The sequence below is a fragment of the Pseudonocardia sp. ICBG1293 genome (genome assembly GCF_020131355.1).
Taxonomy (GTDB): domain Bacteria; phylum Actinomycetota; class Actinomycetes; order Mycobacteriales; family Pseudonocardiaceae; genus Pseudonocardia.
In genome coordinates, this window is sequence record NZ_JAHLEL010000053.1 from 153,788 (window position 1) to 169,521 (window position 15,734).

At 75.2% G+C, this 15,734-nt stretch carries 16 protein-coding genes; all 16 read left to right on the plus strand.

Features of this window, described 5'->3' with window-relative positions; genetic code table 11:
* Positions 1-54 precede the first annotated feature (54 nt).
* The 16 genes from KPF47_RS29590 to KPF47_RS29665 all read left to right on the plus strand — a co-directional run bounded on the left by KPF47_RS29590 (position 55) and on the right by KPF47_RS29665 (position 15,528).
* Positions 55-516, plus strand: a complete 462-nt coding sequence (locus KPF47_RS29590) for a GAF domain-containing protein (RefSeq protein ID WP_224392092.1) — start codon at positions 55-57, stop codon at positions 514-516.
* A gap of 202 nt (positions 517-718) precedes the next feature.
* Positions 719-1,951, plus strand: a complete 1,233-nt coding sequence (locus KPF47_RS29595) for an IS110 family transposase (protein WP_224386690.1) — start codon at positions 719-721, stop codon at positions 1,949-1,951.
* A gap of 239 nt (positions 1,952-2,190) precedes the next feature.
* A complete protein-coding gene (locus KPF47_RS29600) occupies positions 2,191-3,423 on the plus strand; it encodes an IS110 family transposase (RefSeq protein ID WP_224386690.1) in 1,233 nt (410 codons plus the stop codon).
* A gap of 61 nt (positions 3,424-3,484) precedes the next feature.
* Positions 3,485-4,807 (plus strand): CdaR family transcriptional regulator, encoded by a 1,323-nt coding sequence (locus KPF47_RS29605; protein WP_224392093.1) that lies wholly within the window; start codon positions 3,485-3,487, stop codon positions 4,805-4,807.
* An 11-nt stretch (positions 4,808-4,818) separates the two neighbouring features.
* Positions 4,819-5,436: a nucleoside triphosphate pyrophosphatase gene (locus tag KPF47_RS29610; RefSeq protein ID WP_224392094.1), complete on the plus strand. Its 618-nt coding sequence runs from the start codon at positions 4,819-4,821 to the stop codon at positions 5,434-5,436.
* A gap of 40 nt (positions 5,437-5,476) precedes the next feature.
* Complete coding sequence (locus KPF47_RS29615; RefSeq protein ID WP_224392095.1) at positions 5,477-6,367, plus strand: sulfurtransferase; 891 nt, start codon at positions 5,477-5,479, stop codon at positions 6,365-6,367.
* Positions 6,364-6,804 (plus strand): SufE family protein, encoded by a 441-nt coding sequence (locus tag KPF47_RS29620; RefSeq protein WP_224392096.1) that lies wholly within the window; start codon positions 6,364-6,366, stop codon positions 6,802-6,804. Before KPF47_RS29615 ends, KPF47_RS29620 begins: the two co-directional genes overlap by 4 nt.
* Positions 6,805-6,970: 166 nt before the next feature.
* Positions 6,971-7,906 carry a TIGR04222 domain-containing membrane protein gene (locus tag KPF47_RS29625; protein ID WP_305080482.1) on the plus strand — a complete coding sequence of 312 codons (936 nt, stop codon included), beginning with the start codon at positions 6,971-6,973 and terminating at the stop codon, positions 7,904-7,906.
* Between the two features lie 93 nt (positions 7,907-7,999).
* The gene (locus KPF47_RS29630; RefSeq protein ID WP_224392097.1) at positions 8,000-8,836 is read left to right on the plus strand and encodes a DUF692 family multinuclear iron-containing protein; all 837 of its coding nucleotides are present in this window, start codon (positions 8,000-8,002) and stop codon (positions 8,834-8,836) included.
* A complete protein-coding gene (locus tag KPF47_RS29635; RefSeq protein ID WP_224392098.1) occupies positions 8,833-9,318 on the plus strand; it encodes a hypothetical protein in 486 nt (161 codons plus the stop codon). Before KPF47_RS29630 ends, KPF47_RS29635 begins: the two co-directional genes overlap by 4 nt.
* 115 nt (positions 9,319-9,433) lie before the next feature.
* Entirely contained in the window at positions 9,434-11,209 is a 1,776-nt protein-coding gene (locus KPF47_RS29640) for an acetyl/propionyl/methylcrotonyl-CoA carboxylase subunit alpha (RefSeq protein ID WP_224392099.1), read from the plus strand.
* A 68-nt stretch (positions 11,210-11,277) separates the two neighbouring features.
* The gene (locus tag KPF47_RS29645; protein WP_224392100.1) at positions 11,278-11,790 is read left to right on the plus strand and encodes a GNAT family N-acetyltransferase; all 513 of its coding nucleotides are present in this window, start codon (positions 11,278-11,280) and stop codon (positions 11,788-11,790) included.
* Positions 11,791-12,018: 228 nt separating this feature from the next.
* Positions 12,019-12,525 carry a hypothetical protein gene (locus KPF47_RS29650; RefSeq protein ID WP_224392101.1) on the plus strand — a complete coding sequence of 169 codons (507 nt, stop codon included), beginning with the start codon at positions 12,019-12,021 and terminating at the stop codon, positions 12,523-12,525.
* A gap of 138 nt (positions 12,526-12,663) precedes the next feature.
* Positions 12,664-13,029 (plus strand): hypothetical protein, encoded by a 366-nt coding sequence (locus tag KPF47_RS29655; protein ID WP_224392102.1) that lies wholly within the window; start codon positions 12,664-12,666, stop codon positions 13,027-13,029.
* Positions 13,026-14,093, plus strand: a complete 1,068-nt coding sequence (locus tag KPF47_RS29660; protein WP_224392103.1) for a hypothetical protein — start codon at positions 13,026-13,028, stop codon at positions 14,091-14,093. Before KPF47_RS29655 ends, KPF47_RS29660 begins: the two co-directional genes overlap by 4 nt.
* A 202-nt stretch (positions 14,094-14,295) precedes the next feature.
* Positions 14,296-15,528: an IS110 family transposase gene (locus KPF47_RS29665; RefSeq protein ID WP_224386690.1), complete on the plus strand. Its 1,233-nt coding sequence runs from the start codon at positions 14,296-14,298 to the stop codon at positions 15,526-15,528.
* The last annotated feature ends 206 nt before the right edge of the window (positions 15,529-15,734 follow it).

Here is a 15,734-nt window from a genome sequence, read left to right on the forward strand (position 1 = left end):
TATGCGCCTGTCTTGATCGCCGGACATGGCGCGGACAGACATAGGGTCGGCCGCATGAAGCCGGCTCCGCCGTTCCCCGAACCCGGTCAGGACGCGATCCTGCAGGCGGTCGGGCAGACCGCGCTGGACCTCGCGAACATCGGCGACCGCGAGGTCATGCTCGGCGCGATCCTGCGTCGCACCCGGGCGCTGCTCGGGGCGGACATGGCCTACTTCAGCCTCAACGACCTGCACTCCGGGACGACCTTCATCCAGCTGACCGACGGGGTCCGCACGCCGGAGTACCGCGCGATCCGGATGCCGTTCGGCACCGGCGTGCTCGGGCGGGCCGCGGCGGGCGCGGGGACGGTCGCGACCGCCGACTACCTGGCCGACCGGTCGCTCAACCACCTGTCCGGGATCGACACGATCGTCGGCGGGGAGGGGGTGCGGGCCATCGCGGGCGCCCCGATGCGCCTGGGCGGACGGGTCGTCGGGGCGTTGCTGGTGGCCCACCGCGCCCCGTTACCTTCTTGATCAAGCCCGCTGAGGGCTTGCAGGCCGCCGGCCGCGGTATGACTGACTGCCCCTGTCGCCCGATGATCTGGGGGGTGTTGTCGCCGTGGCCGGAGGGCGCCAACGACCGCTGATAGAGACCTGACCCGTGTGGTCTGCTCGCAACGTGGCTGCCGGCGCGGGTGCTCGTGGTCGGCCTGCCGCGACGAGAAGGGAGCGGCGGTTGCCCGATCCTGACCAGCACCCGACCGGGTTCGCGGTGTTCTGCGGCCTGGACGTGGGCAAGTCCGAACACCACGCCTGCGCGGTCGACACCAACGGGAAGCGGGTGCACGACAAGGCCCTGCCCAACGACGAATCGGCGCTGCGCACCGTGCTGTCCGGGCTGGCCGAGCACGGCGCGGTGCTGATGGTCATCGACCAGCCCGCCTCGATCGGAGCGCTGGCCATCGCCGTCGCTCGTGATCTGGGGATCACGGTGGCCTACCTGCCCGGGCTGGCGATGCGCCGCATCGCCGACCTGCATCCCGGGCAGGCCAAGACCGACGCCCGCGACGCCCACGTGATCGCCGAGGCCGCCCGGACGATGCCGCACACCCTGCGCCGGGTCGGCACCGACGACGAGACCCTCGCCGAACTCACTGTGCTCGCCGGTTACGACGATGACCTGGCTGGGCAGAGCACCCGGCTGACGAACCGGCTGCGCGACGCCCTGCTGCATGTTCATCCCGCCCTGGAACGCCTGCTCGGGCCACGCCTGGACCGCGGTGGCGTGCTCGACCTGCTCGCGGCCGCGCCCACCCCGCAAGCCCTGCGAGAGCTCGGCGCTGACGGGATCGCCGAGACGATGCGGGCCCGGTCGCCTCGACTGGCCCGCACCCTTCCCGCCCAGATCCTGACCTCGCTCGACGCCCAGAGCCTGACCGTTCCCGGCACGGCCGCGTTCGCCCGTGTCATCACCGGCGTCGCCGGGCAGCTGCGCCAGGTCCACACCGAACGCGACCAGCTCGCCGACGAGCTCGAAGCCCGCCTGGAGGCCCACCCTCTTGGACCGGTCCTGACCTCGATGCCCGGACTCGGGGTCAGGACCGCCATCAAGATCCTCACCATCGTCGGCGACGGCTCCGGGTTCCCCACCGCCGGGCACCTCGCCGCTTACGCCGGCCTCGCCCCAGTCACCCGCCGCTCCGGCACCTCGATCAAAGGCGAAACCCGATCCCAGCGCGGCAACCACGCCCTGAAATCCGCGCTGTTCCTGTCCGCATTCGCCGCCCTGGCCGACCCCGCCAGCCGCGCCTACTACGACCGCAAACGAGCCGCCGGCAAACGACACAACGCCGCCCTGATCTGCCTCGCCCGACGCCGCACCGACGTCATCTACGCCATGCTCCGCGACCGCCGCCCCTACAACCCGCCCACGGTCAACAACCCCGATCCAGAACTCGCCGCCGCTTGACGAACCCATAGAGACACCCCCCCCGTTACCTTCTTGATCAAGCCCGCTGAGGGCTTGCAGGCCGCCGGCCGCGGTATGACTGACTGCCCCTGTCGCCCGATGATCTGGGGGGTGTTGTCGCCGTGGCCGGAGGGCGCCAACGACCGCTGATAGAGACCTGACCCGTGTGGTCTGCTCGTAACGTGGCTGCCGGCGCGGGTGCTCGTGGTCGGCCTGCCGCGACGAGAAGGGAGCGGCGGTTGCCCGATCCTGACCAGCACCCGACCGGGTTCGCGGTGTTCTGCGGCCTGGACGTGGGCAAGTCCGAACACCACGCCTGCGCGGTCGACACCAACGGGAAGCGGGTGCACGACAAGGCCCTGCCCAACGACGAATCGGCGCTGCGCACCGTGCTGTCCGGGCTGGCCGAGCACGGCGCGGTGCTGATGGTCATCGACCAGCCCGCCTCGATCGGAGCGCTGGCCATCGCCGTCGCTCGTGATCTGGGGATCACGGTGGCCTACCTGCCCGGGCTGGCGATGCGCCGCATCGCCGACCTGCATCCCGGGCAGGCCAAGACCGACGCCCGCGACGCCCACGTGATCGCCGAGGCCGCCCGGACGATGCCGCACACCCTGCGCCGGGTCGGCACCGACGACGAGACCCTCGCCGAACTCACTGTGCTCGCCGGTTACGACGATGACCTGGCTGGGCAGAGCACCCGGCTGACGAACCGGCTGCGCGACGCCCTGCTGCATGTTCATCCCGCCCTGGAACGCCTGCTCGGGCCACGCCTGGACCGCGGTGGCGTGCTCGACCTGCTCGCGGCCGCGCCCACCCCGCAAGCCCTGCGAGAGCTCGGCGCTGACGGGATCGCCGAGACGATGCGGGCCCGGTCGCCTCGACTGGCCCGCACCCTTCCCGCCCAGATCCTGACCTCGCTCGACGCCCAGAGCCTGACCGTTCCCGGCACGGCCGCGTTCGCCCGTGTCATCACCGGCGTCGCCGGGCAGCTGCGCCAGGTCCACACCGAACGCGACCAGCTCGCCGACGAGCTCGAAGCCCGCCTGGAGGCCCACCCTCTTGGACCGGTCCTGACCTCGATGCCCGGACTCGGGGTCAGGACCGCCATCAAGATCCTCACCATCGTCGGCGACGGCTCCGGGTTCCCCACCGCCGGGCACCTCGCCGCTTACGCCGGCCTCGCCCCAGTCACCCGCCGCTCCGGCACCTCGATCAAAGGCGAAACCCGATCCCAGCGCGGCAACCACGCCCTGAAATCCGCGCTGTTCCTGTCCGCATTCGCCGCCCTGGCCGACCCCGCCAGCCGCGCCTACTACGACCGCAAACGAGCCGCCGGCAAACGACACAACGCCGCCCTGATCTGCCTCGCCCGACGCCGCACCGACGTCATCTACGCCATGCTCCGCGACCGCCGCCCCTACAACCCGCCCACGGTCAACAACCCCGATCCAGAACTCGCCGCCGCTTGACGAACCCATAGAGACACCCCCCCGCACCCTCGGCCCGGCCGCCCGGACCGCGCTGGAACACATGGCCGTGCAGGCCGCCGTCGCGCTGGAGCAGACCCGGCGCGGGGAGGAGATCCGCCGCCTGCGCAGCACCCGCGACGACGGCTCCGACCCCGGCGCGCGGCTGCGCCTGGAGCACCTGCTGCACCTCGACGAGCGGCTGATGGGGGCGATGGCCGGCTCCACCGCCGAGGCCGCCGGGGTGTTCGCCGTGCTCGCCGAGTCGGTCGGGCACCCGCTCTCGCTGCACGACCCGTCCGGCGCGCTGCGCACCGGACGGCGGCTGCTCACCCCCGAGGAGCTGGCGGGGTGGCGGCTCCGCTCGGCGGTCCGCACCTCCCAGCAGGCGGGTGGGGTGGCGATCGCGCACCTGCCCGGCGGCGGCACCTACGCGCTGCTCGCGATCACCACCGCGGGCGAGCACCTGGCGACGCTGGTCATGGAGGGCGCCGACGACGACGCCGTCGCCCGGCTCGCGCACGCCTCGGCATTCATGACGGTCGCGCTGCTGGTCGAGCGCGCACTGGCCCAGGCCGACGAGGCCGCCCAGACCACCCTGGTCGAGGAGCTCGTCGACAGCCGGGTCCCGCCGCGGCCGACGCTGGGCAGCCGGCTCGCGCAGTACGGCGTCTCCCCCGACGCCCCGGCGACCGTGCTGGTCGTCGACGTGGACCCGGCCGGTGCGGTCACCGCGGCGCGGGCGGTGCGGGGACTCGACGGGGCGGGCCGCTGGCTGGTGTCGGTGCACGACGGGCACGTGTGCGTGATCGCCGCCGGGCCGACCGGACCCGGCTGCGCGGGACCCGCTGCGGCCCCCCTCGTCGCCGACGGCCTCGCCGCGGCCGGGACACCGGCACTCGTCGGGACCGCGCACAGCCCGTCGGGCGGACCGTCGGACCTGCGCCGCGCCCACACCGAGGCCGCCGAGATCGCCGCCGCCGCACGGGCGCTCGGCCGCACCACCGGGCACGCCGACTTCGCCTCGCTCGGCGCGGTCGGCGCGGTGATCCGGGACCGGACCGGCACCACGTCGCGGGAGATCGTCGGGCGGCACCTCGGCCCGGTCCTCGACTACGACCGGCGCCGGCGCACCCGGCTGGCCGAGACGCTGTGGCACTGGTTCGCCGCGGGCGAGCTGCTCGCCCCGGCCGCCGACGCGCTGTCGGTGCACCCGAACACCGTGCGCCAGCGCCTGGAACGGGTCGACGACCTGCTCGGGCCGGACTGGCGCACCCCCGAGGGCCGCTTCCACCTGCACCTGGCGCTGCGTCTGCACCGCGTCACCGGACCGGACCGCGGCGCCGACCCGGCGGCGGACCCCGGTGCCGTGGTGGCGGGCCGGTAGCGTCTCCCGGCGTGCGCCTGGTCCTCGCCTCCGCCTCGCCCGCCCGCCTGTCGGTCCTGCGCGCCGCGGGGGCCGACCCCGCGGTGGAGGTCTCCGACGTCGACGAGGACGCCCTGCTCGCCGCGCACCCCGACGCCGACCCCGCGGCCGCGGTGACGCTGCTGGCCGCGGCCAAGGCCGCCGCCGTCGCCGCCCGGCTGACCGGCGACTGCCTGGTCGTGGGGTGCGACTCGATGCTGCTCGTCGACGGCGAGCTGGTCGGCAAGCCGCACGACCCGGAGCCGGCGCGGCGTCGCTGGAAGGCCATGGCCGGGCGCACCGGGGAGCTGCTGACCGGGCACGCCGTGCTGCGGCTGGCCGACGGCGCGGTGGTGCAGGAGGCCGAGGGACACGCCGGGACCGGGGTGCGCTTCGCCGAGCCGACCGACGCCGAGCTGGACGCCTACCTCGCCACCGGCGAGCCGCTGCGGGTCGCGGGTGCGTTCACTCTCGACGGTCTGGGCGGCTGGTTCGTCGAGGGCATCGACGGCGACCCGTCCAACGTGATCGGGATCAGCCTGCCGCTGCTGCGCCGCCTGCTGGGTGGCGTGGGGGTGTCGGTGGTGGATCTGTGGACGCCACGACGCTGACCGCCGTGTAGGTGTCGGGGCGCGCGGTTACCCTGCGGCCATGACTGTCGGACACGACCCCGACCCGAAGCTCGCCGAGTACGCGCACCCCGAGCGCCTGGTCACCACGGCCTGGCTGGCCGAGCACCTCACCGACCCCGGCCTCGTCGTCGTGGAGTCCGACGAGGACGTGCTGCTCTACGAGACCGGGCACATCCCCGGCGCGGTGAAGGTCGACTGGCACACCGAGCTGAACGACCCCGTCACCCGTGACTACGTCGACGGCACCCGCTTCGCCGAGATCATGTCCGAGCGCGCCATCGGCCGGGACACCACGATCGTCGTCTACGGCGACCGGAACAACTGGTGGGCCGCCTACGCGCTGTGGGTGTTCTCCCTGTTCGGCCACCCCGACGTGCGCCTGCTCGACGGCGGCCGCGGCAAGTGGGTCGCCGAGGGCCGCGAGATGGTCACCGACGCGCCCGCCCCGCAGCGGGCCGACTACCCGGTCGTGGAGCGCGACGACTCGGGCATCCGCGCGTTCAAGGACGACGTGCTCGCCCACCTGGGCAAGCCGCTGGTCGACGTGCGGTCCCCGCAGGAGTACACCGGCGAGAAGCTGCACATGCCGGACTACCCGCAGGAGGGCGCGGTCCGCGGTGGGCACATCCCGGGCGCCGCGAGCGGCCCGTGGGCCCGCGCCGCCGCCGAGGACGGCTCGTTCCGGAGCCGGGCCGAGCTGTCCGCGATCTACGAGCAGGAGCAGGGGCTGTCGGCCACCGACGACGTCGTCGCCTACTGCCGGATCGGCGAGCGCTCCAGCCACACCTGGTTCGTGCTGACCCACCGGCTGGGCTTCGGCTCGGTCCGCAACTACGACGGCAGCTGGACCGAGTGGGGCAACGCCGTGCGCGTGCCGATCGTGCAGGGCGAGGAGCGCGGGTCGGCGTGAGCGAGGACCTTCCTCCCGACCTCGCCGAGCTGGTCGACGACTTCGCCGCGGTCGGTCCGAAGGACCGCCTCCAACTGCTGCTGGAGCTGTCCCAGGAGCTGCCCGACCTGCCGGAGCGCTACGCCGACACCGCGGACACGATGGAGCAGGTCCACGAGTGCCAGTCGCCGCTGTTCCTCGCCGTCGAGGTGGAGGACGGCGGCGAGCGGCCGGTGCACTTGTTCTTCTCCGCCCCGAAGGAGGCGCCGACCACCCGCGGGTTCGCCTCGATCATGGTGACCGGGCTCGACGGGCAGCCCGCCGCGACGGTGCTGGCGGTGCCGGACGACTTCTACACCGACCTCGGCCTGGCCGAGGCCGTCAGCCCGCTGCGGCTGCGCGGCATCGCGGCGATGCTGGCGCGGATCAAGAACCAGGTGCGGGCCGCGACCGCCTGAGCCCGCACACCCACTCCCGCGACAGCCGGGGTCACCGACGGTGACCCCGGCTGTCGTCGTCCGCGCTCCTTCCTCAAGTCCACCTCAAATCGGTGACACGGCCGGGGTGAGCGGGCGCACACTGCTTCGAACGACGAAGTGTCGCTCACCGCAGGGGGTGGTGGAGATGGGCACGAACCTCACCGGGGACACCTGGGGCATCCCGGGTCAGACCTTCCTGGTCCTCTACCTCGTCGCACTGGTCCTGGTCTGCGGGATCGTGCTGCGCCGGCGCCGGACGATCGCGCGGGGTGACCCGCGCGGGGCGCGCACCCTCGACAGCAGGCCCGAGGACGTCGCCTACCTCAACGGCGGCCCCGAGCTGGCCGTGTACGCGGCCCTGTCGGCCATGCACGTCGACGGCAGCCTGGTCACCTCCGGCCGCACGACCGGCCAGGTACGGGCGGGGCGGATCCCCGGGCACGGCGCGTCCGCGCTGCAGCGGGCGATCCACCGCTGTGCGCAGCGCCTGACCCCCGGCCGGATGCTGGTCACCCACGAGCCGGTCCGCACCGAGCTGGCCCGCGTCGCCCAGCGGCTGGAGACCGCGGGGCTGCTGCTGTCCCCCGCCGACCGGGCCCGCTACCGGGCGACCGCCTGGCCGCCCGCGCTGCTCGCCCTCGCCGGGGCGGTCCGGGTCGCGGCCGGGCTGGGCGGGGGCCGGCCGGTCGGCGTCCTGGTCCTGCTCGTCGCCGCCACCGCCGGGGTCACCACGGTGCTCGCGGTGCGGGTGCCCGCACGGACCCGGGCCGGGGACGCGGCGCTCGCCGTCGTCCGGTCCCGTCACGACGCGCTGTCACCGTCGATGCGCCCGGACTGGACGGCCGCCGGGCCGGCCGCGGCCGCGCTATCGGTCGGGGCCTTCGGGGTCGGCGCGATGCTCGCGGCCGAGCCGGCCTTCGCCGAGGAGCTCGCCGCGCACAAGCTCGCCACCCTCGGCGGGGCGCCCACCGCGACCGGGGCCGGCTCCTCCGACGGCGGCGTCGGCGGCTGGTCCGGCGGCGACGGCGGCGGGAGCAGCGGCGGTGGGGGCTGCGGCGGGGGCGGCGGCTGCGGCGGCTGAACCCGCACGAGGGGGGACCAGATCCGCCGTCCCCGCAGCTGCACCATGGGGGGTGTGAAGCTGCGGGGACGGTGCGCACGGGGAGGTGGCGAGGTGGACGGCGTCCCGGGCGGGACCGGGGTCGGGTGGCGCAGCGGTATCGCCGCGGTCCTCGACGACATCGACGGTCTCGGCTTCCACGAGGTCGTGGCCGAGTCGCTGCGCCCGGACGCGGTGCCGGCGTCACTGCTGCGCAGGCCGGTGGTCGTGCACGGGGTGCGGCTCTCGCCCGGCTCGCCGGGACCCCTCGACCCGCGGCGGGTCGCCCACCTCGCGGCGTGCGCCGCGGCGACGGGTGCGGCGCTGGTCAGCGAGCACATCGCCTTCACCCGTGCCGGCGGGGTCGACGCCGGGCACCTGCTGCCCCTGCCGCGGACCCGTGCGGCGCTCGACGTGCTCGCCGCGCACGTCGTGGCGACGCGCGCGGAGCTGGGCGTGCCGCTGGCGATGGAACCGATCGCGGCGCTGTTCGACTGGCCCGACGACGAGTTCGGCGAGGCCGAGTTCCTGCACCGGCTGCACGACCGGACCGGAGCGCCGCTGCTGCTCGACGTCGCGAACGTCCACGTGAACGCCCGCAACCGGGGACGCGACCCGCGGGCGGACGTGGACGCGCTGCTCGCCGGGCTGCCGCCCGGGGCGGTGGCCTACTGCCACGTCGCCGGGCACGCCACCGACGCGGCGGGGCTGCTGCACGACACCCACACCGACCCCGTCCCGGACGCGGTGCTGGCACTGCTGACCCACACCGTGGCGCAGCTGCCGATGCCGCCCCCGGTGATGCTCGAGCGCGACGGCCGCTACCCGCCTGCGGCCCGGCTGCGGGCGGAGCTGGACGCCGTCGCGGCCGCCGCCGGGCACCCGGCCCCCTGCGGGGCGGGCGCGGCGTGAGCGACCCCGCAGGACAGCGGCCCGGGCCGGTGCCACCGGACGGTGGGGACGGGAGCGGGCTCGCGCGCCGGCAGGCCGAGCTGGTCGCCGCGCTCGTCGCGGGCGGGGCGGACCCGCCGGGGTTCGACGCGGGGCGCCTGGCGGCGGCCCGGGCGGCGCTGCGACGCAAGCGGGCCGGTCTGGTCGCCGCGCAGTGGCCGCTGCTCGCCGCGGACGCCGGGGCGGACTGGCAGGCCCGCTTCGACGCCCGCTTCGACGGCGTCGCCCCCTACGGCGCCCAGCGGGAGGGCTGGGACCTGGCCCGGGAGCTCGCGGCCGCCGGAGGGCTCGGGCCCGGCGCACGGCGCGAGCTGGCCGCACGTGAGGCGGCGCTGCACTACGACGGAGCGACCGCACCGCGGCCCCGCAACCGGGTCGCACGGTGGTGGCGCCGGTCACGACTGGAACGATCACGACCGGGGTCGCGGGGCACGGACGGGTGAGGGCGTTGCCATCACCACATTCCCCACCGGTAATTTCCCGGTCCGCGGCTCCTACACTCCCCGGTAACCCTGCGCCGGAGCATCGGGCCGGCGCCGTGACCGGAGGAGTTCGACCGTGCCCGCACTGCGCAAAGTGCTCGTCGCCAACCGGGGAGAGATCGCCGTCCGCGTGATCCGAGCAGCGAAGGACGCGGGCCTGGAGAGCGTCGCCGTCTACGCCGACCCGGATCGGGACGCCATGTTCGTCCGGCTCGCCGACGAGGCCTTCGCGCTGGGTGGCTCCACCGCCGCGGAGTCCTACCTCGACATCGAGAAGATCATCGGAGCCGCGAAGCAGGCCGGCGCGGACGCGATCCACCCCGGCTACGGGTTCCTGTCGGAGAACGCCGACTTCGCCCAGGCCGTCATCGACGCCGACATCACCTGGATCGGCCCGTCACCGCAGTCGATCCGCGACCTCGGCGACAAGGTCACCGCGCGGCACATCGCGCTCAAGGCCGGCGCCCCGCTGGTCCCCGGCACCAAGGACCCGGTGCAGAACGCCGACGAGGTCATCGCCTTCGCCGACGAGCACGGTCTGCCGGTCGCGATCAAGGCCGCCTTCGGTGGCGGTGGCCGCGGGATGAAGGTCGCCCGCGAGCGGTCCGAGATCGCCGAGCTGTACGAGTCCGCGGTCCGCGAGGCCACCGCCGCGTTCGGCCGGGGCGAGTGCTTCGTCGAGCGCTACCTGGACAAGCCGCGTCACGTCGAGACCCAGGTGCTGGCCGACCAGCACGGCAACGTGGTGGTCGTCGGCACCCGTGACTGCTCGCTGCAGCGCCGGTTCCAGAAGCTCGTCGAGGAGGCGCCCGCGCCGTTCCTGTCCGAGGAGCAGAAGCAGACCCTGTACGACGCGTCGAAGGCGATCTGCACGGAGGCCGGCTACTACGGCGCCGGCACCGTCGAGTTCCTGATCGGCCAGGACGGCATGATCACCTTCCTCGAGGTGAACACCCGCCTGCAGGTCGAGCACCCGGTCTCGGAGGAGACCACCGGGATCGACCTGGTCCGGCAGATGTTCCGGATCGCCGAGGGCCAGGAGCTGGACTTCGACGGCGACCCGGAGCCGCGCGGGCACGCCATCGAGTTCCGCATCAACGGCGAGGACGCCGGGCGCAACTTCCTCCCGGCGCCGGGCACCGTCGAGCGGATCTGGTACCCGGCCGGTCCGGGCGTGCGGATGGACGCGGGCGTCGAGGACGGCTCGGTCATCGGCGGCCAGTTCGACTCGCTGCTGGCGAAGCTGATCGTGTGGGGCGCCGACCGTCAGCAGGCGCTGGAGCGCTCGCGCCGGGCACTCGCGGAGTTCACCGTCGAGGGCATGGCGACCGTGCTGGACTTCCACCGGCTCGTCGTCGCCGACCCGGCGTATGCGGCGGACACCCTGGAGGACTTCACCGTCCACACCCGCTGGATCGAGACCGAGTGGGACAACACCGTCGCCCCGTTCGAGGGCGGCGCGGGTGCCGACGAGGAGTCCGGCGAGCGACAGACCGTGGTGGTCGAGGTCGGCGGGCGACGCCTGGAGGTCTCCCTGCCCGGTGACCTCGCCCTGGGCGGCGGCAACGGCGGCGGCGCGGCCAAGGCGGCGCCGCGCAAGCGCGGCGGCAAGGGCGGTGGCGGGGCGAAGGCCTCCGGCGACGCCGTCACCGCTCCCATGCAGGGCACGATCATCAAGGTCGCGGTCTCCGAGGGCGACACCGTCGAGGTGGGTGACCTGATCGTCGTCCTGGAGGCGATGAAGATGGAGAACCCGGTCACCGCGACCAAGGCGGGCACCGTGACCGGGCTGGACGCCGAGCAGGGCTCCTCGGTCACCCAGGGCACCGTGATCTGCGAGATCAAGGACTGAGCGCGCTGGACCCCGTCGAGATCAACGCCGGGGCCTGGTACCTGCGCGGACCACGCCACGACGGCCGGGTGGACGACCGCCCGGCCGTCGCGGCGTCCTGCCGGGACCCGGAGATCCGGCGCTGGCGCAACCGGCCCGACCCGGCGGCCCCGGACTTCGACGCGCAGGTGGGCGCACACGTCGCGGACCGGATCGACGGCTGGGCCCGCGGCACCCGCTGTGCCTGGGCCGTCGCCGAGCCGACGACCGGCGAGATGCACGGTGAGGTCACCCTGGAGCACCTCGACCTCGCCCACGGCACCGCCGAGCTGCGCTGCTGGACGCTGCCCGGCGCCCGCGGGCGCGGCCTGGCCCGCACCGCGGCGGGGGCGGTCGTCCGCTTCGCGTTCGGCGGGCTCGGGCTGCACCGCGTGACCTGGTGCCACGCCGAGCCGAACCGGGCCTCCGCCGCCGTCGCCGCGGCACTCGGTTTCGCGCCGGAGGGCCGGCTGCGGGAGGCGTGGACGGTCGACGGCGAGCGGGTCGACGTCGTCGTGCTGGGTCGGTTGGCGAGCGACGGCGCAGGGCGTCCCGACCGTTGACCGGCGCGCCCGGCCGCTCTAGCGTCTCCGGCGTGTCGCGCACGCCGTCCGGCGCCCGCGGCCTGCACCGAGCAGCACCCACGACAACTCCACAGCCGACCCGTGTGCCCGATCCACGGGGCCCGGAACTACCGCCACGCGGAGTACCGCGCCGCGGATCCGCTCACCACGCAGGCCCTGCCGCGCCGTGAGCCGTCCCAGTACGACCGAGACGTCACAGGATCCGTCATGCCCCCAGAGTTCGACATCGCGCCGACGACGTTCCACGTCACGACGCACGTCCACACCGACGGCCCGATCCCGGGCCCGCACTCTCTGCTCACCCTGACCTCCTCCGCGTACGGCGCGGGCGGGGTCCTGATCGGCACCTTCACCGCCAACCTCCGGGAGCTCCCGGGGGCCACCCTGCACCCGACCGCGCTGGCGACCGGGCGCACCCGGGCGGAGGACTGGCTCCTGACCCGGCGGGCCTCGCGCCCACCGGGGCAGGTGGCGAACGAGTACGCCTCCTGGGTCACCGACCTGGGCGGGCGCGCGTTGTTCGCCACCGATCCGGAGGAACCGGACCACCTGTTCGTCTACTGGTACCTGCAGCGCTTCGCAGGCCGGTGGCCGTTCGCGGGGACCGTTCCCGCCCACGGGGGGACGCCCCGGTCCTGGGCCCCACCGCCGTGCCCGCTCCGCGGGTGCGCCCCGGCTGGGGTCCCGGAGCCGTCCGAGGTGGCGGCGGCCTGACCGCGACGCACACCCCCGTCCGCGCCGGTGGCCACCGGCGCGGACGGGGGTGTCGTCGTGTGCGGGCTTCGCGATCGCGACCGTTCCCCGCCGAAACCCCGTGGCGGGGCACGGTGCGGGCCTAGCGTGCGGCCGTCCGTGATCCGCCCGTCCGCACCGGAGGCCGACGTGCCCGACATCCACCCGGACCTGCGTGTCGACCCGGCGGCCCCGGCCGGGGCGGCGGAGGCGCTCGACCGGGCCGCCGCCCGGCTGGCCGGCGCGCTGCGCACCCTCGACGCCGACGCCCGCCGGGTCGAACCGTGGCTGGGCGACCCCGCCAGCGCCGGCGCCGCCGCCCGCTACGCCGTCCACGCCGCGGACGGCCCGGACGCCGCGATCGGCCGGCTGCGCGCGCTGCACGCCGAGCTGCTGCGGGCCCGCGACGCCGCTGCCGCGACCGGGCGGGCCTACACCCGGGCCGAGGCGTCCGCCACCGACGCCCTGCACGGGGGCGCCCGGTGACCGGGCCGCGCTGGGCGGGCCTGAGCCACGCCGAGATCGTCGCGATGGTGGCGGCCGGACCGGGGCCGTCGGCGTCGGCCGGTGCGGAGCGGGCCTGGCGCGACACCGCCGCCGCCCTGACCGAGGTCCACCGCGAGCTGTCCGGTCAGGCCCGCGGCCTGCCCGGGGCCTGGTCCGGCAGCGCCGCGGACGGTGTCACGGTGGCACTCGGGTCACTGGGCGGCTGGGTCGCCTCGGCCGCCGTCGACGCGGGTCGTACCGCCGACGCACTCGCCACCCAGGCCGGGCTCGCCGCGGACCTCCGGGCCCGGATGCCTGCCGCCGCGAGCCCGGCACCACCGGAGACCTCACCCGCCGGACCGGCCCTGCTCGACGACTGGGCGGCCGCCGACCTCGCCGCGGGCAACTCGGCCGGCCGGGCCGCGGAGCTGATGGTCCGCTACGACGACGACACCCGCGCCGGCGGCGCCCCGTGGACCGGCTGGAGCCCGTCCCCGGACGTGACCCGCGAGGTGGCCCGCGACGACGGCGCCCCACCCGGCTCCCCGGCCGTCGCTGCCCCGCCGCCCGGCCCCGGTGGCGACGCGGCCCCGGTCCCGCCGGACGACGCCCCGCCGGGGACCACGGTGCTCGCCGGGATCGGCCCCGGCGGCCTCGTGGCCGCGGTGCTGACCGGCAACGGCCGGGCCGGGGTGCCGGGAGCGCGACCGGTCGACGTCGGCGGGCCGGCCTCGCGACCGGACACCGGGACCGGCTCCGCGGGCGAGACCTCCCGCGGCGGCACCGGCGCAGCCACCGGGCCCGGTGCGCCGGCCGGCACCGCGGCCGCACCGGCGTCCCCCGCGGGCGAGGCCCGCGCCCCGGGCGGCGACGGCGGCGACGGCACCCCGGACGCAGCCGGTCCCCGCGGCGGCGGCGCGGACCCCGCCGGGAGCGGCACCGGGGTGAGCGCGGCCGTGCTCGCGGGTGGGGCACTCGGCGGGGCCGGGATCCTGGTCGGTGCCACCGTCCGGCGGGACCGGCGCGCCCGGGACCTCGGGGGGACACCCCCGTTACCTTCTTGATCAAGCCCGCTGAGGGCTTGCAGGCCGCCGGCCGCGGTATGACTGACTGCCCCTGTCGCCCGATGATCTGGGGGGTGTTGTCGCCGTGGCCGGAGGGCGCCAACGACCGCTGATAGAGACCTGACCCGTGTGGTCTGCTCGTAACGTGGCTGCCGGCGCGGGTGCTCGTGGTCGGCCTGCCGCGACGAGAAGGGAGCGGCGGTTGCCCGATCCTGACCAGCACCCGACCGGGTTCGCGGTGTTCTGCGGCCTGGACGTGGGCAAGTCCGAACACCACGCCTGCGCGGTCGACACCAACGGGAAGCGGGTGCACGACAAGGCCCTGCCCAACGACGAATCGGCGCTGCGCACCGTGCTGTCCGGGCTGGCCGAGCACGGCGCGGTGCTGATGGTCATCGACCAGCCCGCCTCGATCGGAGCGCTGGCCATCGCCGTCGCTCGTGATCTGGGGATCACGGTGGCCTACCTGCCCGGGCTGGCGATGCGCCGCATCGCCGACCTGCATCCCGGGCAGGCCAAGACCGACGCCCGCGACGCCCACGTGATCGCCGAGGCCGCCCGGACGATGCCGCACACCCTGCGCCGGGTCGGCACCGACGACGAGACCCTCGCCGAACTCACTGTGCTCGCCGGTTACGACGATGACCTGGCTGGGCAGAGCACCCGGCTGACGAACCGGCTGCGCGACGCCCTGCTGCATGTTCATCCCGCCCTGGAACGCCTGCTCGGGCCACGCCTGGACCGCGGTGGCGTGCTCGACCTGCTCGCGGCCGCGCCCACCCCGCAAGCCCTGCGAGAGCTCGGCGCTGACGGGATCGCCGAGACGATGCGGGCCCGGTCGCCTCGACTGGCCCGCACCCTTCCCGCCCAGATCCTGACCTCGCTCGACGCCCAGAGCCTGACCGTTCCCGGCACGGCCGCGTTCGCCCGTGTCATCACCGGCGTCGCCGGGCAGCTGCGCCAGGTCCACACCGAACGCGACCAGCTCGCCGACGAGCTCGAAGCCCGCCTGGAGGCCCACCCTCTTGGACCGGTCCTGACCTCGATGCCCGGACTCGGGGTCAGGACCGCCATCAAGATCCTCACCATCGTCGGCGACGGCTCCGGGTTCCCCACCGCCGGGCACCTCGCCGCTTACGCCGGCCTCGCCCCAGTCACCCGCCGCTCCGGCACCTCGATCAAAGGCGAAACCCGATCCCAGCGCGGCAACCACGCCCTGAAATCCGCGCTGTTCCTGTCCGCATTCGCCGCCCTGGCCGACCCCGCCAGCCGCGCCTACTACGACCGCAAACGAGCCGCCGGCAAACGACACAACGCCGCCCTGATCTGCCTCGCCCGACGCCGCACCGACGTCATCTACGCCATGCTCCGCGACCGCCGCCCCTACAACCCGCCCACGGTCAACAACCCCGATCCAGAACTCGCCGCCGCTTGACGAACCCATAGAGACACCCCCCCCCGGCGACCGCCCCCGGCCCGGACGCCCGACGGCAGGCGACAACCGGTGCCCGTCGCACCCGGCAGGACCCGGCGGCGCCCACGGCGACCCGCCGGACACACCGGCGAGCGGGGCCGAGCACCGCCCGCCCTCCGGCGACGCGACGACCAGTGGCACCCGTGCCCCCAGCGGCACCCCGGCCC

Excerpts from the sequence above, each read along its gene's own strand:
- KPF47_RS29625 (WP_305080482.1), top strand. The coding sequence starts at position 6,971 with ATGGGCACGAACCTCACCGGGGACACCTGGGGCATCCCGGGTCAGACC.
- KPF47_RS29650 (WP_224392101.1), top strand. The coding sequence starts at position 12,019 with ATGCCCCCAGAGTTCGACATCGCGCCGACGACGTTCCACGTCACGACG.
- KPF47_RS29590 (WP_224392092.1), top strand. The coding sequence starts at position 55 with ATGAAGCCGGCTCCGCCGTTCCCCGAACCCGGTCAGGACGCGATCCTG.
- KPF47_RS29615 (WP_224392095.1), top strand. The coding sequence starts at position 5,477 with ATGACTGTCGGACACGACCCCGACCCGAAGCTCGCCGAGTACGCGCAC.
- KPF47_RS29605 (WP_224392093.1), top strand. The coding sequence starts at position 3,485 with ATGGCCGTGCAGGCCGCCGTCGCGCTGGAGCAGACCCGGCGCGGGGAG.